Annotated in this window: 20 protein-coding genes and 1 pseudogene; 4 read left to right on the top strand and 17 right to left on the bottom strand. The window is 60.6% G+C overall.

Annotation, left to right across the window (positions count from 1 at the left end; genetic code table 11):
• Positions 1-11: 11 nt before the first annotated feature.
• The 4 genes from kdpA to OCK02_RS03270 all read right to left on the bottom strand — a co-directional run bounded on the left by kdpA (position 12) and on the right by OCK02_RS03270 (position 4,157).
• Complete coding sequence (gene kdpA / locus OCK02_RS03285; protein WP_263812034.1) at positions 12-1,688, bottom strand: potassium-transporting ATPase subunit KdpA; 1,677 nt, start codon at positions 1,686-1,688, stop codon at positions 12-14.
• 110 nt (positions 1,689-1,798) lie between these two features.
• Entirely contained in the window at positions 1,799-3,868 is a 2,070-nt protein-coding gene (gene kdpB, locus OCK02_RS03280) for a potassium-transporting ATPase subunit KdpB (RefSeq protein ID WP_263812033.1), read from the bottom strand.
• A gap of 34 nt (positions 3,869-3,902) precedes the next feature.
• Complete coding sequence (locus OCK02_RS03275) at positions 3,903-4,055, bottom strand: hypothetical protein (protein ID WP_263812032.1); 153 nt, start codon at positions 4,053-4,055, stop codon at positions 3,903-3,905.
• Positions 4,056-4,067: 12 nt separating this feature from the next.
• Positions 4,068-4,157, bottom strand: a complete 90-nt coding sequence (locus OCK02_RS03270) for a potassium-transporting ATPase subunit F (RefSeq protein WP_263812031.1) — start codon at positions 4,155-4,157, stop codon at positions 4,068-4,070.
• 386 nt (positions 4,158-4,543) lie between these two features.
• Here OCK02_RS03270 and OCK02_RS03265 point away from each other — a divergent pair.
• A pseudogene (locus tag OCK02_RS03265) lies at positions 4,544-4,881 on the top strand (Na+/H+ antiporter NhaA); the annotation flags it as partial.
• Here OCK02_RS03265 and tcuB read toward each other — a convergent pair.
• The 13 genes from tcuB to OCK02_RS03200 form a co-directional block, all read right to left on the bottom strand.
• Positions 4,872-6,032: a tricarballylate utilization 4Fe-4S protein TcuB gene (tcuB, locus tag OCK02_RS03260; RefSeq protein WP_318530114.1), complete on the bottom strand. Its 1,161-nt coding sequence runs from the start codon at positions 6,030-6,032 to the stop codon at positions 4,872-4,874. The pseudogene OCK02_RS03265 and the gene tcuB overlap by 10 nt on opposite strands.
• Before the next feature lie 2 nt (positions 6,033-6,034).
• A complete protein-coding gene (tcuA, locus tag OCK02_RS03255; protein WP_263812030.1) occupies positions 6,035-7,441 on the bottom strand; it encodes an FAD-dependent tricarballylate dehydrogenase TcuA in 1,407 nt (468 codons plus the stop codon).
• Between the two features lie 83 nt (positions 7,442-7,524).
• Positions 7,525-8,472, bottom strand: coding sequence for a LysR substrate-binding domain-containing protein (locus tag OCK02_RS03250; RefSeq protein WP_263812029.1), 948 nt, complete (start codon positions 8,470-8,472; stop codon positions 7,525-7,527).
• A 59-nt stretch (positions 8,473-8,531) separates the two neighbouring features.
• The gene (locus tag OCK02_RS03245; RefSeq protein WP_263812028.1) at positions 8,532-9,272 is read right to left on the bottom strand and encodes a sulfite exporter TauE/SafE family protein; all 741 of its coding nucleotides are present in this window, start codon (positions 9,270-9,272) and stop codon (positions 8,532-8,534) included.
• 29 nt (positions 9,273-9,301) lie between these two features.
• A complete protein-coding gene (locus tag OCK02_RS03240) occupies positions 9,302-10,072 on the bottom strand; it encodes an ABC transporter permease (RefSeq protein ID WP_263812027.1) in 771 nt (256 codons plus the stop codon).
• 1 nt (position 10,073) lies between these two features.
• A complete protein-coding gene (locus tag OCK02_RS03235; protein WP_263812026.1) occupies positions 10,074-10,871 on the bottom strand; it encodes an ABC transporter ATP-binding protein in 798 nt (265 codons plus the stop codon).
• A gap of 176 nt (positions 10,872-11,047) precedes the next feature.
• On the bottom strand, positions 11,048-12,082 hold the full coding sequence (locus tag OCK02_RS03230) for an ABC transporter substrate-binding protein (RefSeq protein WP_263812025.1): 1,035 nt from the start codon (positions 12,080-12,082) through the stop codon (positions 11,048-11,050).
• An 87-nt stretch (positions 12,083-12,169) separates the two neighbouring features.
• Positions 12,170-12,529: a RidA family protein gene (locus OCK02_RS03225; protein ID WP_263812024.1), complete on the bottom strand. Its 360-nt coding sequence runs from the start codon at positions 12,527-12,529 to the stop codon at positions 12,170-12,172.
• A 14-nt stretch (positions 12,530-12,543) separates the two neighbouring features.
• Positions 12,544-14,130 (bottom strand): hydantoinase B/oxoprolinase family protein, encoded by a 1,587-nt coding sequence (locus OCK02_RS03220; RefSeq protein ID WP_263812023.1) that lies wholly within the window; start codon positions 14,128-14,130, stop codon positions 12,544-12,546.
• Position 14,131: 1 nt separating this feature from the next.
• On the bottom strand, positions 14,132-16,240 hold the full coding sequence (locus OCK02_RS03215) for a hydantoinase/oxoprolinase family protein (RefSeq protein WP_263812022.1): 2,109 nt from the start codon (positions 16,238-16,240) through the stop codon (positions 14,132-14,134).
• A gap of 23 nt (positions 16,241-16,263) precedes the next feature.
• Positions 16,264-17,676 carry an aldehyde dehydrogenase family protein gene (locus OCK02_RS03210; protein WP_263812021.1) on the bottom strand — a complete coding sequence of 471 codons (1,413 nt, stop codon included), beginning with the start codon at positions 17,674-17,676 and terminating at the stop codon, positions 16,264-16,266.
• Positions 17,677-17,709: 33 nt separating this feature from the next.
• The gene (locus tag OCK02_RS03205; protein WP_263812020.1) at positions 17,710-18,315 is read right to left on the bottom strand and encodes a thiamine pyrophosphate-dependent enzyme; all 606 of its coding nucleotides are present in this window, start codon (positions 18,313-18,315) and stop codon (positions 17,710-17,712) included.
• Positions 18,316-18,329: 14 nt separating this feature from the next.
• Complete coding sequence (locus OCK02_RS03200; protein ID WP_263812019.1) at positions 18,330-18,854, bottom strand: thiamine pyrophosphate-binding protein; 525 nt, start codon at positions 18,852-18,854, stop codon at positions 18,330-18,332.
• Between the two features lie 338 nt (positions 18,855-19,192).
• Here OCK02_RS03200 and OCK02_RS03195 point away from each other — a divergent pair, with 338 nt between their 5' ends.
• Genes OCK02_RS03195 through OCK02_RS03185 form a run of 3 tightly spaced genes read left to right on the top strand, consistent with a single transcriptional unit; the run spans position 19,193 to position 22,169 of the window.
• Positions 19,193-20,194 carry a quinone oxidoreductase family protein gene (locus OCK02_RS03195; RefSeq protein ID WP_263812018.1) on the top strand — a complete coding sequence of 334 codons (1,002 nt, stop codon included), beginning with the start codon at positions 19,193-19,195 and terminating at the stop codon, positions 20,192-20,194.
• Positions 20,191-21,720, top strand: a complete 1,530-nt coding sequence (locus tag OCK02_RS03190) for a class I adenylate-forming enzyme family protein (protein ID WP_263812017.1) — start codon at positions 20,191-20,193, stop codon at positions 21,718-21,720. Before OCK02_RS03195 ends, OCK02_RS03190 begins: the two co-directional genes overlap by 4 nt.
• A complete protein-coding gene (locus OCK02_RS03185) occupies positions 21,717-22,169 on the top strand; it encodes a PaaI family thioesterase (RefSeq protein ID WP_263812016.1) in 453 nt (150 codons plus the stop codon). Before OCK02_RS03190 ends, OCK02_RS03185 begins: the two co-directional genes overlap by 4 nt.
• The last annotated feature ends 45 nt before the right edge of the window (positions 22,170-22,214 follow it).

Here is a 22,214-nt window from a genome sequence, read left to right as displayed (position 1 = left end):
ATCTGTGTCTCTCACTTCATGAACATGACGTGTTCGGCGATCGGGCCGAGCGTGGCGGCGGGGAAGAAGGTCAGCGCGCCGACGATGAGTACCGTGGCGGTCAGCATGCCTGCGAACGTCCCGTCCTCGACCGAGAGCGTGCCGCTCGATTCCGTCGCGCGACGTTTTGACGACAGCGAGCCGACGATTGCCAGCGGCAGGATGATCGGGATGAAGCGGGCAAGCAGCATCACGATACCGGTCGCGATGTTCCAAGGCGTTGTAGCGTCACCAAGACCTTCGAAGCCCGAACCATTGTTGGCGGCAGCCGACGAGAATTCATAGAGAATTTCGCTGAAGCCGTGCGGCCCGACATTGTTGAGCGTATCGGCGCCCCAGGGGGTTGCCGCGAAGATTGCCGTGCCGACCAGGATAAAGAGACCATGCGACAACAGGGCCATCATCGCGAACTTCACTTCCTTGGATTCGACGCGCCAGCCGAGATATTCCGGCGTGCGGCCGATCATCATGCCGGCAATGAAGACGCCAACGACGATATAGAGGAACATGTTGACCATGCCGACGCCGACGCCGCCAAAGTCTTCGTTCAGCCACATGCCGATCATCGGCATCATGCCCGTCAGCGGATTGAGGCTATCATGCATGGCGTTGACCGAACCGTTGCTGGTCGAGGTCGTCAGCACGGCCCAGAGCGGACCGGCCGAGGTGCCGAAGCGAAGCTCCTTGCCTTCGAGGTTGCCGACGTCCTGCGTGATCGGCAGCGAGGTGAAGGCTTGCGTCGGCACGGATTCGAAGCCCACTGAGGCAGTGATACGGGCGCCCATCAGGATCAGCATGACGGTGAACAGTGCCGCAGCATGCTTCAGGCGGCCGATGATGTGACCGAACATCCACACACAGGCCATCGGAATGATGATGATCGAGACGGTCTGGACGACATTCGACCAGAAGGTCGGATTCTCCAACGGATGCGCGCTGTTCGGGCCGAAGAAGCCACCGCCGTTGGTGCCGAGCTGTTTGATCGCCACGAAGGCTGCAACCGGACCGCGGGCAATCGTCTGCTGCACGCCTTCCAGCGTGGTGGCCACGACGGAACCGTTGAAAGTCATCGGTACACCGGTCAGCACGAGCAGAACGGCGACGATGAAGGCAATCGGCAGCAGGACCAGGAAGGTCGCGCGCTGCACGTCGACAAAGAAGTTGCCGAGCTTGCGGCCGGAAAGGCCACGAGCGAGAGCGGTCAGGGCGGAGAGGCCGACTGCGGCCGAGACGAACTGCAACCACATCAGACCGGCGAGCTGGGTCAGGTAGCTGAATGAAACTTCACCGGAATAGTGCTGCAAGTTGGTGTTCGTGGTGAACGACGCAGCCGTGTTGAAGATCAGGCTCGGGTCGAGCGCTTCCTTCGCGTCCGGGTTCAGCGGCAGATACTGCTGCAGAGCCAGAACCGAGAAAACGACGATGAACATGACGACGTTGAAGCCGAGAAGGGAAACGGCATAACGCTTCCAGTCCTGCTCCTGACGGGCCAGCGAGCCACCGACGCCCTGGAAGAGCGCGGTAAAGCCGTTCGGTCTGCCCTGCCCTTTGGCCGGATCCATGGCCCATGTCATGTAGCGGCCGAGCGGCCACGACAGAAGTGCGGTGCCGGCCAATATGAAGAGTACGAAAAGTATAGCTTGTGTCATTGTGATGTCTCCAACATCAGGCCAGCATCAAGCGCGGAGGCCAGGGCGAAGAGCAGTCCGAAGACGACCAGCCCGAGGATGAGATAAAGAATGGTCATGATCTTCTCCGATCAGGCGAGATTGAGGGCTGCGACGACCATGTCGATCAGCTTGATGCCGACAAACGGCACCACCAGACCACCGAGGCCGTAAATCAGCAGGTTGCGGCGAAGCAGCGGTCCGGCGCCGATCGCCTTGTAGGCGACGCCCCGGAGAGCCAGCGGGATCAGCGCGATGATGATCAGCGCGTTGAAGATGATGGCCGACAGGATGGCGCTTTCCGGCGAGGACAGGCGCATGATGTTGAGCGCATCCAGCCCCGGATAGAGGGTCACGAACATCGCCGGGATGATGGCGAAGTACTTGGCCACGTCGTTGGCGATCGAGAACGTGGTCAGCGAGCCGCGGGTCATCAGGAGCTGCTTGCCGATCTCGACGATCTCGATGAGCTTCGTCGGGTCACTGTCGAGGTCGACCATGTTGCCGGCCTCGCGGGCGGCAACGGTGCCGGTGTTCATGGCAACGCCGACGTCGGCCTGCGCCAGCGCCGGCGCGTCGTTGGTGCCGTCGCCGCACATGGCGACCAGCTTGCCCTTGGCCTGCTCCTCGCGGATCAGCGACAGCTTGTTCTCGGGCGTCGCCTGGGCGAGGAAGTCGTCGACGCCGGCTTCGGCGGCGATCGCGGCAGCCGTCATCGGGTTGTCGCCGGTGATCATGACGGTGCGGATGCCCATCTTGCGCAGTTCGGCGAAACGCTCGCGGATGCCACCCTTGACGATGTCCTTGAGGTGGACGATGCCGAGCAGTTTGCCGTCTCGGGCGACCGCCAGCGGCGTGCCGCCGGCCTTGGCGATGTCGTCGGCGATCGCCTGCCCTTCCTTGATCGACGCCTCGGAGACGGCCGTTCCGCCGGATACGAACTGGAGTTGCAGGTGCTTCAGGACGGCGTCGACCGCGCCCTTGCGGATCGAGTGGCCGTCGAAGTCAACGCCGCTCATCCGGCTCTGCGCCGTGAACGGAACGAAGGTGGTCCTGAGCTCCTTCATGTCGCGGGCGCGGATACCGTATTTTTCCTTGGCCAGAACGACGATCGAACGGCCTTCCGGCGTTTCGTCGGCGAGCGAGGATAGCTGTGCTGCATCCGCCAGCTGTTCTTCGGTCACGCCGCGAACGGGGCGGAACTCTGTCGCCTGACGGTTGCCGAGCGTGATCGTGCCGGTCTTGTCGAGCAGCAGCGTATCGACGTCGCCGGCAGCCTCGACGGCGCGGCCGGACATGGCGAGCACGTTGAAGCGGACGAGGCGGTCCATGCCGGCAATACCGATCGCCGACAGCAGCGCGCCGATCGTGGTCGGGATCAGCGTGACGAACAGCGCAACGAGAACGACGACCGGGATCGCACCGCCCGCGTAGCCTGCGAAGGCCGGGATGGTCGCGGTCGCCATGACGAAGATCAGGGTCATCGCGGCGAGCAGGATGTTCAACGCGATCTCGTTCGGCGTCTTCTGGCGCTCCGCCCCCTCGACGAGCTTGATCATGCGGTCGATGAAGGTCGAGCCGGCCGCGGCCGTGATGCGGACCTTGATCCAGTCGGACAGGACCTGGGTTCCGCCGGTCACCGCCGAGCGGTCGCCGCCGGATTCGCGGATGACGGGTGCCGATTCGCCCGTAATCGCCGCCTCGTTAACCGACGCGATACCCTCGACGATCTCGCCGTCGGAGGGGATGATGTCGCCGGCCTCGACGAGGACGATGTCGTTGACCTTCAGCGAAGTGCCGGCAACTTCCTTCCATTCGCGCCCATCGGCGGAAGTGAGAAGCTTGGCCTGCGTTTCGGTACGGGTCTTGCGCAGGCTATCGGCCTGCGCCTTGCCGCGGCCTTCGGCCACGGCCTCTGCAAAGTTCGCAAACAGCACCGTGAACCACAGCCAGAGAATGATCTGGAAGGAAAAGCCGAGGCCATCCGCCCCCGTTGCCAGATCTCTGACGAACAGCACCGTCGTCAGAAGCGAGACGACGGCTACGACGAACATAACCGGGTTCTTGGCCAGGGTTCGCGGGTTGAGTTTGGTGAAGGCACCGCCTATCGCGGGCACAAGTATGCGAGCATCGAACATGCTCGACGTCTTGGGCTGGCTCATATGAGACCCCGAAGTTCATTGAATTTTGACTGAATCAGATTGCGGCGACGAGCCGGGAGATCAGCATCGCCGCTGTGGCGGCCACCCCGACCACGAGGACCAAGCCGAATATGACGTTGGATCCGCAGCAGGCCTCCTTCGAGGCGATGCGGGGATAGACCGATTGGCGGCAAAAACGCCGGATCATCTTTCGCACTCCTTAAAACCGTTCCGGCCGCCAGAGCGCGTAGGCGAGATATGCGGTTACGAAGACCGTCACCGCGCCGCTGAGAATATAGTCGAATATCATGTGGCACCTGTCGTTCGTGTCGAAACTGCGGCCTTCTTCAGGCCGGAGCTGACCGCTTATGCGCGCGAAGACCATAGGAATTCGAGACGGAGTGACGGGAGAAGAAATAAGGATTTTATAAAGATGGAATCTGTGGCTCTTTAGATAATCATTACGATTCAACGCGTTGATCGCAGTGATCCAAACTCGGCGGCCAACGAGGGCCGGCACACCCCTATACCGGCTATGCCGCGGCGTGAGCGAGGACGCCTTTCATCGTTGGACGATCCGCACTTCGATCGCATTCTGACGGGCTGACGAATCCATGGTCGCCGCCCTGCCGCAGACGGGCATGTCGTCGGCTTGCCGACATCAAAGTGAAAACGACCGAGGTCAGCGCGAACTGGCTGGCCGGCGTCATGCTGGCCCTGGCGATCCCTCTGAAGCTCACCCGCGGTACGCCGGAGGCACCCCCGGCGGAATCGCCGCTCCACCGACTCGAGCACGCACTCCAAAGCCGGCGGCCTTTTTGATCGTCCCCGTCTTCGGCTTTGCCAATGCAGGCGTTTCCTTTGCCGGCGTTTCGGCTTCGCTGTTCTCGGAACCGCTGACGATGGGCGTTGCCGCCGGCCTCCTGCTCGGCAAGCTCATCGGTGCTCCGGGTGTCGTGGCGCTGCTTGTCAGGCTTGGCGTCGCCAACCTGTCCACCATGGCCACCTGGAGACAGATGACAGCTCAATCGCTTCCGGCCTGAACCGGGTTTGGTTTTCTCTTTTCGATGGCATGCTTCAGAAGCGCCGCGGTGCGGAATATGCCGTGGGCGAATTTGCCGTAAGGAAGAGTGAGGAAAAGCCCCATTACGAACCCCAGGTGGATCGCCAACAGGAACGGCATCCATGCTGTATCGCGCCATGCGAGCAGTGCCAGTCCGGTGAGGCTGATAAAGAAGAGGAGCGCGATGAAGCCGCGGTCCATGGTCTTCTGCCTTTCGTCGATCTGCATGTCGTTGCGGCGCATGCTCAGCCACAAGAGGCCCGCCGGACCGATGATGAGGCCTATGCCTCCCGCGGTGCCGAGCAGCACCGGCAGGCTGAAGACCGGATACGGAGCTTCCATGCCCCACAGATAGTGATAGAGCGTCGCCACCGATGTGGACGCGAAGCAGAGCATGAACCCGTAGAACGTAAAGTGGTGGAAACGCCGGCGCCAGAGCGTGAATGCGTCGTCCTCATTGTTGCAGCCGTCACCGTGGCCGCCACCGAGATACTTCAGCGTCAGCGCGGACTTTGCGGCCTCTCCGATGGCGTCGGGCACAAGCACGGAATTTCCCGGTTCCGAAACCTGCCGCCAGAAGCGACTGACGCCGACTGCGAGCGCGATGATCGACCAGCCGAAGGCTGCGCCAAACGTGACGGCGAGAACGTTGTGGGGGAAGATCGCATAGAAGTCGCCCTCCAGCCCGTCGATGAAGAGGCTGCCTTGGCTCAAAATCGTGGCGATGAGGAACAACGCCACGCCGAAACTGACTGCCATTGCGACGGCAAGGCCGTTCCGGCGGTACAATTCTCCGAAGGTCCTGGGAAAGGCGTATTCCACATAGGTGTCGCGACGCACGCGCGCCAGCGTCTTGGGCAGGTTCACCCCGAACTCGTGCGGAGGCGCATACTGACACGCGTAAAGGCATGCAGAGCAATTATGACACAGGTTGGCCATGTAGTGGGCGTCGGCCGCATTGAAGTCGAGCCTTCGCGTCATGGCGGAAAAGACGGCGCAGAAGCTTTCGCAGTATCGGCAGGCGTTGCAGATGTGCAGGATGCGATCGACCTCGGCGACGTTGGCCTCAAGCTCCCGTTCTGCCTTCCCGGCAAGGTCCATCAGATTGTCGACGACGGCCATTTCTACTGTCTCCTGATCTGTTGTTCACCGCGGGCCGCTGCAGCCGCCTGCGTTCCGGCGATCCGACCGAAGGCCGTGCCGATGCTCATGCCGACGCCGGCGGTATAGCCCTTGCCGAGCACGTTGCCCGCCATCATTTCGCCGGCGACGAAGAGGTTGGGGCTGGGACTATCGGCGAACCGCACCGCCGCCGTTTCGTCGACCTTCAGGGACAGGTAAGTGAACGTGATCCCTGGACGAAGCGCATAAGCGTAGAAGGGCGGTCTATCGATCCGCTGCGCCCAGTGGGTCTTGGGAGGAGACACACCGTCGGTTCTGCAATCGTCGAGGATCGTATGGTCGAACGTTCCGGGCTGGCATGCCGCGTTGTAATCGTTGATCGTCTGAATGAACGTGCCGACAGGCAAGCCGAGCTTTTCCGCCAGTTGGGGAAGGCTGTCCGCCGTGATGCCTGGAAAGACCGGCGGCATGAAGCGACCGATCACCTTCCTGTCGATGATCGAATAGCCTATCTGCCCGGGCTGCTGTGCAACAAGGCGCCCCCAGATGGCGTAGCGCTTTGGCCAGAAGTCCTCGCCTTCATCGTAGAACCGCTCGCCTTCCCGATTGACGACGATGCCGAGAGAGACGCAATCGATGCGCGTGCAGATACCTCCGTCATAGAGCGGGGCGCGCGCGTCGATCGCTACGCAATGTCCCTGCGAGGGGTCACCGATGATGTCGGCCCCCGCTTTCATCATGTGCTTCAGAAGCACCCCTTGGTTGAATCGGGTGCCGCGGATAAGGAAGTTGTCGGCCGGCCATTCGCCTCGGTCGTTGCGCCCCCAGGCTTCGCGCAGCCATTCCCGATTGGATTCGAACCCTCCCGCAGCGAGAACCGCTGCCTTAGCGGTGATCTTTTCGCCGGATTCCGTGATTGCCCCTACAAACCTTTCGCCATCGAGGATGAGCCCTGCGACCGGTGTGTCATACCGCACCTTGACGCCGAGAGCTTCCGCGCTGCGGTAGTATGCGTTCACCAGCGCCTTGCCTCCCCCCATGAAGAACGCGTTGGTGCGCGCGACGTGGAGCGCTCCCGAGAGCGGCGGCTGGAATCTCACGCCATGCTTGCGCATCCAGTCGCGACAGGTCGATGAGGCGCGGATCACCAGACGGGCCAGATGCTCGTTCGTCTCGCCGCCCGTAACCTTGAGCAGGTCCTGCCAGAATTCTTCCTCGGGATAGGCATCGACAAGAACATCCTGCGGTGCATCATGCATGCATCTCAGGTTCCTGGTGTGCTGAGAGTTGCCCCCTCTCCACTCCTTCGGCGATGCCTCCAGCATCAGGACGGAAGCACCCGCCTCTCTTGCCACAAGGGCCGCACACAAGGCCGCGTTTCCGCCGCCAATGACCAGCACGTCGATCAAGATCGCAACTCCTCCAGAGGTAACCTGTCACACCTCTAGAAAAGTCCCGCTTCCGCGACCATCAACGTCAGCTGAAGGAGGCTTCACGACTCATGAAGGGTTGCGCCGAACCACTTGCCCTCGCGAACGAGGCGGCCCACGACCTTGCGCAGTTGGGCACGCAGGGCAAGCGCTGCAGGTGAGAGCTCGTGGTCTGGAAGGCTCGCCAGGAGATTGGTGCGGAAGGCACTGGAATCCGCAATGGGATGAACCGCCAGTCCCTGCATGGTGGTGCGTGTCAGTGCTGCGCCGGGTTGGATCGTATAGCCCAACCCGGCGGAGACTGCCTCCATGATAACGGCAAGGGAATCGATCTCCATCACAATGTTCGGACTTGTCTTCTCCGCTCCGAATGATCGGTCCAGGCTGGACCGCAGGCCATGACCCCGGCTCGGGAGGATGAGGGGCAATGATGCGATCTCCGCCAGACGCACCGCGCTTCCTTCCTGAGGAACAGTCTCGGCCTCCAACGTTTCCGGAGGGCAGCCGATCAGGAACAGGCTTTCCTCCAACAAGGGGATTGCTTCACTTCCTGCAAAGCTGACTGATTCGGTGTTGAACAGGATCGCCAAGTCGATCTGGCGTGCCTTCAACATATTCTCCAGATGGCCGGACATCCCTTCCACCAGTTGCAGACGGATACCAGGATAGCGGCGGGCCATGGCCTCGATGAGGGGCAGCGCAAGAACCGAAGAGGTGGTTGGGGCAAGGCCCAGTGAAACAACACCGGACAGGCGTGCCCCCTGCGCAGACTCGACCGCCGCGCCCAGGTGCCTGAGGGCGAGCGTCGCGTGCCCGCAGAATACGGCGCCAGCCTCGGTCGGCGTTACGCCTGATGCTCCGCGCACCAGAAGGCGCGTCGACAACTCGCTTTCAAGACGGCTGATCTGTTGACTGAGTGCCGACGTCGCCATTCCGAGTTGAGCCGCGGCCTTACCCAGGCTTCCACATTCTACCGCCGTCAGCAGATACTTAAGCTGCCGCAACTCCATGCCCGCTCCATTGAACTTCGATCGCAGGACCGGCCACCATTCAGCCCTTGTCTATGCAATCACCAGATCGCCTTTTCGATTAGCCCCGTCGCAACAACTGTAAGAACCACAAGAAAGATTCGATCGAATATTTTCTTTGGCAGTCTGGGGCTCAGCCAACCGCCAAGCGGCATGAAAATCGCCACAGGGATCAGGGCAAGGGCACCCTCCAGGAGGAAGCTGGCCTCGATGAGGCCCGCAACAAGAAAGGTCACAAACTGGACGACCGAAAAGATCAGGAACACAGTCGAAATCGTGAAAACGACAGCCGTACGGCTCATGCGGGTCGACTGCAGGAAGGGCACGATGACGGCGGCACAAAGCCCGGTTGAGCCTTGTGCAAAACCGCCGAGGAAACCGGCAAGGGGCGCGAGCCGGCATGCCGTTTTGTTCGCGAGGGCAAATTGCGGGCTGAACAACCGCAGGCCAATGTACAGAAACAGCATCAGGCCGAGGCCAAGATTGAGCCTGTTCGGATCCATGACGTTGAGGATCCACGTACCGGCACTCAAGCCGACCGCGCCCGTGAGAAGGCCCGGCCAGAGAAAAACGGCCTCACGCCAGGCGTCACGCGTCTGGAGCGACTGATGCAGGTTCGTGATCAGGATCGGGAGCATCAGCACGCTGATTGCATGTGGGAGCCCCAGGAAGTAGCTGAGCACCGGGAGAGCCACGACAGGTAGCCCCAGCCCGGTGATCCCCTTCAGAAAGGCCCCGATTGCGATGGCTACGAAGACCATCGCCGTCGATACGGGTTCCATGATTTTTACTGCTGCCTACAAAATCGCGCTTAGTGCTTCCCTCGAACGGCCCACCTGGTCATCCTCCTCTCGATCAGCGCGAAGATGGCATAGGTAATGATCCCGAGCGCCGCGATCACTGCAACGCCGGCAAACATAAGCGGAACACGAAACTGGGAAGACGCCTGCATCATCAGGTAGCCGATGCCGTCGTTCGAAGCGATGGTTTCGGCGATGACGGTGCCAACAAACGCCAGGGTGATTGAAATCTTGAGAGACGCGAAGAAGTAAGGCATCGCGCGGGGGAGGCCGATCTTCTTGATGAGATCAAGCTTGCTGGCCCCAAGAGATCGCAGCACGTCCTCCACCTCGGGCTCGACCGTCGAAAGACCGGTCGCCACATTCACCGCGATGGGGAAGAAGCACAGGACAAATGCCGTCGCGATGGCCGTGGGCTGGCCGATACCGAGCCACAAGACGATGATCGGCACCAGCGCGACCTTCGGGACGGAATTGAAGCCAATCAAGACCGGATAGAGCCCGGAATAGGCCAACGGCACCGTACCGATGAGAACGCCCAGCAGCAAACCGACGATCACACCCAGCCCGAAGCCGATCATGGTGTTCGTCATGGTCAGGGTGGCGTGATGCAGGATGATGGATTGATATTCCGCGAAGGCATGTACGATCGCCATCGGAGACGGCATGATGAACGACGGCACGTTGAAGAGGAAAACGACCCCTTCCCACACGAGAAGGAGGAAAACGATCACCAGCCAGGGCATGGCGAGATGGAGGGCATAATTCTTAGACGTCGTCATATCAGGCGGCCTTGATCTCATCGCGGATCTGCGCGATCTGATTGCGTATGGCGTGAACGATTTCGAGGAACGCGGGCTCGAACGTCGTTTCAATCGTCCTCGGCCTCGGAAGGTCAACGCGATGCGTAGCGATCACCCGTCCGGGCCGAGCACTCATCACGTAAATCACGTCAGCCAGATAGGCGGCTTCGCGCAGGTCGTGAGTCACCAGGATCGTGGTGAACTTCTTCTCCATCCATATGTCTTGAAGCACACCCCACAGTTCTTCACGGGTGAACGCATCCAAAGCGCCAAACGGCTCGTCTAGCATCAGCAGATCCGGCTCGTGGATAAGCGCGCGACACAGGTTCGCCCTCTGCTGCATCCCTCCTGACAACTCCCACGGATGCTGCTCCTCAAATCCGTTCAGGCCTACCATCTTCAGCAGGCCCTTGGCCTTCTCGATGTATTCCTGACGCTGAAGCGGAAGACGGCGGCGATGCGGTTGCACGATCTCAAGTGGAAGCATCACGTTCGCGAGAAGCTTTCGCCACGGCAGCAACGTCGGATTCTGAAATGCCATGCCGACGCATTTGAGCGGCCCGGTGACTTCCTCACCCGCGACCGTGATCTTACCTGCCGTGGGAGGCGTGAGCCCGGTCACCAACTTCATCAAAGACGACTTGCCACAACCGGACGGGCCGACGACCGCAGCGAATTCACCACGTTTGATCTCGATATCCGTCCCATTGAGCGCAAGAACGCCTCTGCTGCCGCCGTACCGGAGGTCAACGCCCTCCAGTTTCACAAAATTGCTCATTCTTCGGCTCCATGTACCATGCGACACCGGCGGCCTAATCTCCCGCGACTGGTGGACAAGGTGTCGTGACCATGCCCGCCTCTGCGCAGATTCGCGACCAACCACATGCATCGGTCAAAAAAACAGTGAGCGCCGCCCCGTCCGGGCGGGGCTGACGCAATCATGAAAGAGAGCGGTTAGCTGAGGATTTTCAGTTCTTCCGGACTTGGCAGGAACGACGCGTCATAGAAGTCCGCAAGTTCGGGTGCCTTCTCCCATCCGAAGCCCTCGGCCATCAGCCCGAGTCCCTTCGAAACACGCGCGGGATCCAGATAACCAATACCGTTCTGCTTGACCGATTCAGTCTGGACATGCGTTTCCAGAATGAACTTCATGCGCTGCAACTCGACATCCGGTTTGAGCAGAGGTTCGCGGGCAACGGTAGCATCGATCGCCGCTTCCGTGTCCTTGTAGGTCGCCCCCCATGCCCGCGCCGTACCAAGAGTGACGGCACGGCACAATTCTGGCTCTTCGGCGATCATCTTTTGGCTCGCAATCAACGCATTGCCCGGGAAGTCGAAGCCGAACTGATCGAAATAGAGGATATTGATATCCTCACGCTTCACGCCATTCTCGATGAAGTTGAAGACCGAGGTGTAGTCGTAGCCGACGACGCCATCGACCTCCCCCTGCAACAGCATGGTGTCGCGGATGCGGACATCGACGGCCGTGAATTCGATCTCGTCTTGCGCGATGTCGTTGAGCGTCAGCACGACCGGCATGATCTTCGTCGCCGCCGAATTTGCGGCGACGCCGATCTTCTTTCCCTTGAGATCTGCGAGCGACTTTATCGACCCCCCGCCGATCGTCATGATGCTTGCGGGTGAATGATCCAGAATCGGCAGGATAAGCTTGGGCGTCGCCTCCGGATTGGCGACGGCGAACTCGATCAGCGTCTGGATGTCAGCGTAGCCGAACTGGTGCGTTCCGGTTGCAACCCGGCGGATGGACTCTGCCGATCCGGAGGCACCCTCCAGATTGGCCGAGAAACCGAGCTTCTGGTAAATTCCCGCGGCATTCCCGAGAAAGAACGGACTGTTTCCGCCATAGATTCGGAAATCGAGCGAGAATGGGACAGTTTTCTCCTGAGCCGCGGCCACGGAGGGAAGCCCGACCGCGGCCAGAGCCGACAATTGGGCGGTTTTCACAAGAAATGATCTGCGATTTAGCATCGTATGCTCCCAATTTTTTGTTCGTTCCCTAGTTTCGTGTTTTCTTATTTTAACGCTTCGCCTGGATATCCAGATCTTCGGCTCTGTTCAGACTGCCGCCGTGAGCTGTATTTCCACCCTGCAAGCCGGATTGTTCATGTCTACACGTCCACAAATTCGGGTCGGCGTGTGGTCGGGGACAACCCAGTTGTCCCAGATCACGTTGAAGGCCGCCAGATCGTCGCGACTGCTCAGCCAGACCTGAGCGGTGAGCGCCCGCGACTTGTCGGTTCCAGCTTCCGCAAGAAGCGCGTCGATTTTGTCGAGAACTTGCCGTGCCTGTCCTTCGATATCCAGCGAAAGATCGTCGGGCACCTGTCCAGCGGTGTAGACGAGGCCGTTGTGAATGATCGCGCGGCTGCGTCGCTGGTTCTGGTCAATGTGGGAAATGTCAGCGTTCTTCGTCATGTTTCGTTCCATCTTTACGCAGCGCCGTAGCCGCCGCCACCAGCCGTCTGCATCAGTACGCGATCCCCTGCCCTGAGGACACGAGGTAAGGTCGGATCGACGCGTTCGTCGTTCACAAGCAATTGACCGGGCTCGCCTTTTCCGCCTCCATTCAAACCGTTGGTGGGTGACTTGCACTGTGTCATCAGGAAGGATGTCATCACGTCGGACGCATCTTGAAGAACTTCGAACTCGAAGCTGAGGCCGTTGCCCCCGTTATTCCTTCCTGCACCGCCGCTGCCTGTTCTCAATTCACGGCGCAGGACACGGATGGGTGCCAGGCTTTCCATCATTTCCACCGGCGTGTTCCCGAGGTTGGCCGGAAAGCTCGTTGCCGAGAAGCCAGCCCGCTTGGCATTGGCGCCCTGTCCCGCATTGAGGAAGTTCACGACGGCAAAGCGCTTGGAGCGATATTCACCCGACATCGTCAGGGACGAATTCGGCGAGCCTGCAGCCCAGATGCGTTCGGGCATGACATCCGCCCACGCCTGGAATACGGCGTGCGGCAGCAGGTGGCCGATCGCGCTGCGGCCACCGGAAGCGGCAGGATAGGACGGATTGAGCAGTGATCCTTGCGGGGCGCTTGTCGAGATGGGAACAAAACTGCCTTCGTTGTTCGGGATGTCGGGGCAAAGGACGGCCTTAATACCGTAGACCGTATAGGCGAACGTGTAGATTGGCACGACATTCAGCGCATAAGGAAGCTGCGGGCTCGTCCCGGCGTAATCGATCGTGATCTCGTCGTCTTTGACGGTCAGCGCGCATTTGATGATAACGGGTTCCTCGAAGCCGTCATGCTGGACCTGCGAGTGGTAGACACCATCCGGAATCTTGCGAATGGCCTCCCGCATGGCCATTTCCGACCGGCGGCGAACCTCGGCCCCGAGCTCATCGAGATCGACAACGTCGAGCAGACCCTTCAGGCGCTCGCCCATGGTGCGGCAGCCGGCAACCTGCGCCCAGATATCACCCATTCCCTGCTCCGGAACGCGGATGTTCTCGGTGATCATTTCGATCAGGACGTCGTTGGGCTTGCCCTCGTCCAGCAGTTTCATCATCGGGATCTGGAGGCCTTCCTCGTAAATCTCGCGGCTGCTGTTGCTGCGCAGTTTTCCGCCAATGTCGGGCAGGTGGGAGACGACCGCAGCGAACCCCACGAGCCTGTCCTTGTAGAACAGGGGCGTCACGGTCGTTACATCGTGTACGTGACCCGAGCCTTTCCACGGGTCGTTCGTGATGAAGACGTCGCCCGGGCGAATGGTATCGGCCGGATATTTGTCGAGGAAATGCCGGACGGTGTTCGGCAGGCAGCCAATGAAGCCCGGAAGGCTCATCGTCGACTGCGCCAGCGACCGGCCCTTGGTGTCGGTAAGGACGATCGCGAAATCGTTGCCGTCGCGGACCAGGGTCGAGAAACAGGTCCGCACGAATGCGGCGGATGCTTCGTCGACGATGCTGATCAGGCGTTTCCAGAGGATTTCCAGTTCGATCGGGTCGAATTTCGATGCGGTTGTCGGCTTCTGTTCAGGCGTTGCCGTCCTGATACGTTCGATCGTGTTCATATCAATCGAATTCCTTGATTGTTACAGAGACGGTCAGGTCCGGTAGGATGGCCACGTCGGCTGCGACGGCGACGACGATGGTCGATTCCCGCTCTTCGAGAATCAGCGGCCCCTGCAGGATCGTGCCTGGCGTGGTCGAGTAGCGGTTGTAGACCGGTACTTCGGCAAACTGCTTGAGCAGGGGAAGGAAAATCTCGCGTCGGCCGGACGGGACGGCCTTGATCCGGTCGTCACCCCATTCGAAGACATGCGCCTTGTTTGGTGCGCGCCCCACCAGCCGCCAGGTGATGACCTGGGCAGCCGCATTCGGGACCAATCGACCGTACAACTTCTCATACTGGGCCTCAAAGGCGTTCAGCAACGTCCGAGCGGGTTCGCCGGCCAGGTCCTCGTAGGGCACCGTCACGGATATTTCCGCGCCCTGCCCTTCGTAGCGCATCTCGGCGCCGACGATCCATTCAACGGTGGTCGCACCCGCGGCCTCCAACTCGCCCAATGCGTCCGTGCGCAGCGCTTCGAGATTGTCGGCGACGTCGGACCAATCGATGTCCGTCAGCAGCTGCGGCCGCGACCAGGCGCGGTCGATGCGCGGCGGGGCGGCAAGCATGCCGAGGCAGGATCCGGCACCGGCCGCGATCGGCACGATTACGCGGGGAATGCGCAGCTTGCGCGCCACATCGACGGCGTGGACGGGACCGGCACCGCCGGTCGCGATCATGGTGAAATCCCGTGGATCGTGGCCGTTTTCGGCAATATGGATCCGTGCGGCGCTCGCCATGTTTTCGTTCACCATGTTGCAGATGCCCCATGTGGCGTCGAGTGGCGACACACCCAGTTGATCGGCCAGACGCGTCACCGCCGCCTGCGCGGCCGCCTTGTTCAGCGTCATCGAGCCGCCGAGGAAGTTTTCGCCGTTCAGGTAGCCGAGCAGGAGGTCGGCATCGGTAACGGTGACATCGGTTCCTCCCCGCCCGTAGCAGGCGGGTCCGGGCACGGATCCCGACGATTCCGGTCCGACATTGAGCAAGCCGAGGCGGTTGCAATGCGCGATCGAGCCGCCGCCGGCACCAATCTCGATAAGTTCGATGCTTGGAATGAGGATCGGCAGACCGGACCCGCGCTTGAAGCGCTCGACGCGAGCGCATTCGAAGCTATGAGTCACCGGCGCATCTCCATCGACCGCGACACAAGCCTTTGCGGTGGTGCCGCCCATGTCGAAGGCGAGCACCTTGTCGACGCCGACCTGTTGGGCGGTGTTCAATGCCGACAGCACGCCGGCAGCAGGGCCGGATTCCAGAAGCAGAATGGGCGAATCCGCACCCGTCTTTGCCGAACAGAACCCGCCACTGGAGACCATGACACGAAGCGGCGTGCCCGGCTTGACGCTGGCGATGCGCGTATCGAGTTCCTCGAGGTAATCCTCGACGATCGGCTTCACATAGGCGTTTGCCGCGACAGTGGACGTCCGTTCGAATTCCTTGATCTCGCGCGCCAGATCGGAAGAAAGAGATATCGACTTGCCCGGCAACGCGGCCCGCAGCTTTTCGCCGATACGCTTTTCATGGTCGGTGTTGGTGTAGGAGTGCAGCAGCGAGACCGCGATCGAGTCCGTGTCGATTTGCGAGAGTTCGCGAACGAGCACGTCCAGGTCCTCGTCCGTGAGGGCGTCGAGTTCCTCGCCGCGCGCGTCCATGCGGGCATCCACTTCGACGCGGCGCTCGTCGTCGATCAGCGGCTTGGGCAGTTCGATGTCGAGGTCATAGATGTCGTAGCGCCACTCGCGGCCGATGTTGAGGACGTCCTTCATCCCCTTCGTGGTCACCAGGGCCGTTTTCACGCCCTTTCGTTCGATAAGAGTATTGGTGATCAGTGTTGTGCCGTGCACGACTTCCCGCAGTTTGGCCGCCCTCTCGCCCAGCGTCGTATCCACCTGGCGCAGCAAGTCCTCCAGCACCGTCGAAACGGCCTGTCCCGGATCGGCCGGCGTGGTGGGCGATTTGGCGACCCATATGCGCCCGGCAGGTTCCATCGTGGCGACACCGTCAGTAAAAGTGCCGCCGATGTCGACTGCTACCCGCAGCCGGCTTTCTTGATTGGGTGTTTCACGCATTTGTCGGCAACCTGTGCTGGGCTTTAATAGGAAATCGTTATCAATCGTTCTTCGGTCATTTCCCGAATGGCGTATGCCGGGCCTTCACGGCCAAACCCGCTGTCCTTGACGCCGCCGAATGGCATCACGTCCACCCGCGCACTCGAGGCTTCGTTGACATGCACGCCTCCGAAACGGAGAGACTGTGCCATTCGAAGGGCTCGGTGCAGGTTGGACGTGAACAATCCGGCCGCGAGCCCGTAGGGGCTTGCATTGGCGCGCTCGACAGCCTCCTCGACCGTGTCGAAAGGAATGATGCTCAGGACCGGGGCGAAGATCTCCTCGCAAACGACCTTCATCTGCTCGTTGACATTGGAAAGAACGGTCGGCGCCATGACAGCACCCTCACGCGTTCCGCCGACAAGCAACTTGGCGCCCGCGGCTACAGCTTCGGACACCCAATTCTCGGCGCGCTCTGCATGAGCCAGGCTGATCATTGGCCCAACCAGCACATTCGGGTCGGCCGGATCACCAACCTTGACCATGCGAACCGCTTCCACCAGTCGCGTGACGAACAGATCGTGGATGCGACGGTCGACCAACAGCCGCTGGACCGAGGTGCAGACCTGACCCGCCTTCCTGAAACCGGCGTTCAGTATCTTCGGAATCGCCAGATCGATATCGGCATCGTCACAGACAATCGTGCTCGCGATACTGCCGAGTTCGAGCTGCGTACCGCGCAGGCCCGCGGCCTGCTGGATTTCCCGGCCCACCTGCGTGCTTCCGGTAAAAGCGTAGTAGGCGATACGCTGGTCCGAAAGCAGTTGGCGCCCGATGCGGCCGCCCGGTCCGTGAAGAAGCGAGAGCAGCCGCGGCGGCAGGCCGGCGTCCAGCAAGACCTCGCAGAGCGCTATGGCCGACAGAGGGGTGTAGCTGGACGGCTTTATGACAACCGAGTTTCCTGCCGCGATCGCCGGGCCGACCTTGTGGGCAAGCGTGTTCAAAGGCGAATTGAAAGGGGTGATCGCGCAAATCACACCGCGTGGCGCGCGGATGGTGAACCCCAATCGATCCCGTGCGCCCGAAGCAGCGAGCATCGGCACGAGTTCGCCATTCAAACGTTTGGCCTCCTCGGCCGACAACTCAAGCGTTTGAGTGCAGCGATTGACCTCGTTCTCGCCATCAGCCCGGGTAAAGCCGGCCTCATGTCTCATCGTGGCGACCAACTGTTCCCGCCTGGAGCCAATCAGCCGCGCGGCTTCCATGAGAATGCAGTAGCGATCATATGGGCCAAGAGTGGTTTCAGCGACCGCCTCGACCGCCCCGGCAATGGCTTCATCCACCTGTTCGGCCGACGCGACGTGCATCTCTCCGAAGGCTTGGCCGGAAAAGCGGTCACGGAGGGTATCGATGCTCTCACCGTCGCACCACCTCCCGGCAATCAGAAGCTTAGACATGACGCATCCCTCCAGTGTCCAACAACCGTGCGATCATTCGGCAAGGCCGCGCATGAAGTTGATACGGATCCTGGCCGGGTCGCGGTCGGTGGTACCGGCAGGTTTTTCACCATCGATGCGAACGCTGATCAGTCTGGGACCATCGTGATTGAGCGCAGCATCGACGAGTGTGTCGAAATGCTCTTCGTCCTGGGCCCATTCGGACTGCGCAAGGCCGGCGCCCCGGGCAATGGCGACCAGATCCGCTCCGCCCGATGTCAGCGTCTTCTGGGAACCGGTGATCTGGTACAGGCCGTTGTCCCACAGGATGATGCAGAGGTTGGCGGGATTGACCGAGGCTACGGTTCCGAGAGAACCGAGCTGCATCAGGATCGATCCATCACCGTCGAGCGCGAACACCTTGCGTTTGGGCTGCGCAATAGCAACGCCCAGCGCGATTGAGCTTGCCAGCCCCATGCTGCCGAGCATGTAGAAATTCTGGGGGCGCTGTCCGCTTGCCCACAGGTCGAAGTTGCTGTTGCCGATGCCGCCGATGATGGCTTCTGCGTTGTTCAGCTTCGCCACGAGGCGCCGCGTCAGCACGCTCCGGTTCATGATCTTGGCCGTTTGGCGGGATTTGGTGCTTTCGATAACAGACATCTTTGCCCGTCTCCTCAATGCGGCCGCTTGGTTAGCAGGGGCGACAGGATGATCGCGGCGGGGGTCTTGGTGGAGAACGCCTGGCGGATCATGTTGCCGGCGATGAACTCGACCTGCGACTTGTCCTGAATGGCGAAGTTTTCGATGCCGAGGCTCTGAAGGACCGGGCGCATCGTCCGGCAGACCATGGACTGGCCAAGCTGGAACTCTCCAAGCGTGCCCCGCTCCGAAATCACCATCACCACCGGCAGTTGGAAAGGACAGGCCAACGACGCCAGTACGTTGGGAATGGTGGCAAACCCGCTCGTCTGCATCAGGGTAATGCCGCGGCGTCCGCCCATGTAGGCACCCGCTACAATGGCGACGGCCTCTTCCTCACGGGTCGGTGTCACCACCGTAAAGTATGGATCTGCCTCGATAGCATCGATAAGCGGGCGCAGGACGTTATCTGGAATGTAGGTAACGAGATCTACGTTATTATCCTTAAGGACACGAACAAACGTGCTTGCCCATTCCTCAGAAAAACTGTCCGATGCCACTGAATTCACCTCGGATTTATTGCTATTCGGCGGATGTTCAGAAACCTCATCTTGGTTACTGCCAGCCTTGATATGAAAACGCTAATTGCGGACAGTCAGAAGGGCAAATGATTATTTTTCTGGTATTGTTCATTTTTATAAATAAATGAACCCGGAGAACACACCAGGGTTCCTGATCGCGTCGGTGGTTTCTAGAGAACGCCCCGCTCGGGCGCGAAGGAACGGCCCGCTTCTCGGCGATTATTAATTAAAACTGATTAATACCGATTTTCTAATCATTTGTGGCGCCAGCACGGCACTCCTATTGTCCCCTCGACCAACAACGGAGTGTTTCAATCATGGCGAACAGTACAACCATGAGAGCAATGGCCATTCGCGCTCATGGCGGCGTCGACCAGCTCAATCTGGAAGAGTGGCCTGTCCCCCAGGCGGGCAACGGCCAGGCCCTCGTGGAGATCAAGGCCTGCGGCCTCAACTATATGGACGTCTTCGTAATCCACGGCATGCCTGACATGCCGACAACCATGCCACGCATTCCGGGCGGCGATATTGCCGGCATCGTTCGCGCCGTCGGCGCCGACGTTTCGGCGCATTGGGTCGGCAAGCGCGTCGTCCTTTTCCCGCGCTTCCCCACAGGAGGAGTGCTCGGCGAGAACGGCAACGGCGGCCTGTGCGAATACATCGCCGTCGACGGGAGACAGTTGATCGAGATCCCAGACAATGTGAGTTTCGAGGACGCGGCAGCGCTTCCGATCGCCTATGGCACATCCCACCGCATGCTGTTCACGAAAGGCCATATAAAGGCCGGTGAAAAGGTCCTGATCCTTGGCGCCAGCGGCGGCGTCGGCGTTTCGTGCGTGCAATTCGCAAAAATGATCGGCTGCGAGGTCTACGCCTGCACATCGAGCGAAGAGAAGGGCGAGAAGCTCAAGGCGCTGGGTGCAGACCACATCATCAACTATATCGAGACGCCGGAATTCTCGCGCGCGGTCTGGACCGCTACCGGAAAGACCGGCGTCGACGTCGCCGTCAACTTTACCGGCGGAGATACGTGGATCCAGACCCAGCGAAGCATGGCGACTGGTGGACGCATCCTCACCTGTGGCTCCACGGCCGGCCACCTCTGCGATATCGATGTGCGCTTCCTTTGGCACCGCGAGACCGAAATCATCGGAAGCCGAGCCTATGTTCCCGAGGACATCGTCGCCTGCCTTGACTATGTCGCGTCCGGCAAACTGAAGCCTGTCGTGGAAGTTCGCCTGCCGCTCGAGCACGCGGCTGAAGGGGTGCGCCTGTTGGATGACCGTCGCATTTTCGGAAAGGTGATTGTCACGCCATGACCGAAACCATCCCCAATCTCGGCTGTATCGGCCGCAACTTTCAAACAAGCGGCCAAGTCGCCGTCATCGACCTGTGGGACCCGGAAAACCCGCGTGTCATCGACTATCCGACCTACAATGCATCCTGCGATTCCGTGGCGTGCGGCCTGCTCGAAAGGGGCCTGCGCCCGGGCGACCGGATCGGCGTTTACTGCTCCAACCGGCTCGAATTCCTCGAAGTCTTCTATGGCGCGATGCGGGCCGGCATCGTGCCGGTAATGATGGGTATCCTCCAACCCAGAGACACGATCGCCTGGATCGTCGAACAGACCGACCTTCGACTGGTGTTCTGTGAGCGCGCATTGGCGGTGAACCTGCCAAGCGGCACGCCCGAGGTCATTGTCGATAGCGACGATGCCGACGGCCTCACCGCTTTCAAACGCCCGGGGCCGTTCGAACCCTTCGTGCCGGAATACGATTCGACGGCGTTCATCGCCTACACCTCCGGCTCGACCGGTCGCCCGAAAGGTGCATTGCTGTCGCACCGAGCCCATAGCTGGGTCGCCCGAACCATCTCGCAAGACCGGGACTTTTCACCGGCCGACACGATGATCGTCGCCGCGCCGCTCTATCACAAACATGCGATGAACTCGATCAAGTGCGTCTTGTACGGCGGTTCGACGGTCGTGCTTCTGCGCAAGTTCGAAGCGAAGACCTACGTATCGGCAGTCAACCGCTACAGGCCGACCATCGTCTCCGGTGTGCCAACCATCTTTGCAATGATCCTCCAGCAGCGCGAACTGCTTGAGGGCAACGACTATTCCTTCGTCCGCCTCGCGACAATGGGCGGCGCCCCGGCTTCGGACCAGTTGATCGATTCCGTGGCCGAACTGTTTCCGAACGCCAAGATCAATCTCATCTTCGGCATCACGGAAACCAGTGCCGCGTTGTTCGGCAATCATCGGGGAGGACTGGCGCGTCCGCGCCATTCGATCGGCTATCCCATCGCCGGGAACGAATTCCGCCTCGTCGGCGGCGAGGACGAAAGCTTCGGAACCCTGCTCGTCAGAAGCCCCGGCCTGATGAGCGGATACCTCAACAATCCCGAGGAAACGGCAAAGCGCATAGACGCGGATGGATGGTTCAATACCGGTGACATCCTTCGGCGCGACGAAGCGGGCTGGTACTACTTCATCGGCCGGTCGGACGATATGTTCACATCCAGCGGGCACAATATCTACCCGGCGGAGATCGAGCTCGTGGTGGAGCGTCACGCTGACATCGAACAGGCCGTGGTCGTTCCTGCGCCGCACGAACTCAAGCATACGGTTCCCTACGCATTCGTGGTGAAGCGGACCGGGGCCTTGGTCAGCGAGCGCGACATACAGGATCACGTCCTGCGCCATGCGCCGCCCTACCAATATCCGCGAAGGGTGATCTTCCTCGAAAAGCTCCCCATGACCAATGTCGGCAAGATCGACCGGCGCGGCCTCGAAACCGAAGCGAGGCGGCTCACGGAAGACGAAAAGCATGGAGAAAACGCATGACCCTGCAAATCCTCAACAAGACCGCCGACGATGTCCAGGCGATCATCGACCGGAGTGCCTTTCTTTCGTGGCTCGGCCTGAAGGTCCTGTCACTCGGCGAGGATACGATCGAGGTCGAGGCAACCTGGCGGCCTGAATGGGTCGCGAACCCGGTCGTCGGGCAGACGCAAGGTGGCATTCATGCGGCTTTGATCGATTTCGCGGCAAATCTGGCGATGATCAACAAGATCGGCGGCCCGGTACTCACGATCGATCTGAGGGTCGACTATCACCGGGTCGTCAAGAAGGGCAACCTGATCGCGCGCGGTAAGGTCATCAAATTCGGCCGGACCATCGGGACCAGCGAAGCCCAGATTTTCGACGGAGAGGGGCGTCTCATAGCGAGTGGTCGAGGCAGTTTCCAGACAACGCAGACCTCGGAGGCCGGCGCCAGATCCAACGAGACCTGATGAGCGACCGGGCCGGCCCTCCGCTGGCCAATCCGTTCCACCTTC

The sequence above is a fragment of the Rhizobium sp. TRM96647 genome, assembly GCF_025780115.1.
Lineage (GTDB): Bacteria > Pseudomonadota > Alphaproteobacteria > Rhizobiales > Rhizobiaceae > Mycoplana.
The sequence above is the reverse complement of the archived record's forward strand: the minus strand, read 5'-3'. Positions and strand labels throughout refer to the sequence as shown.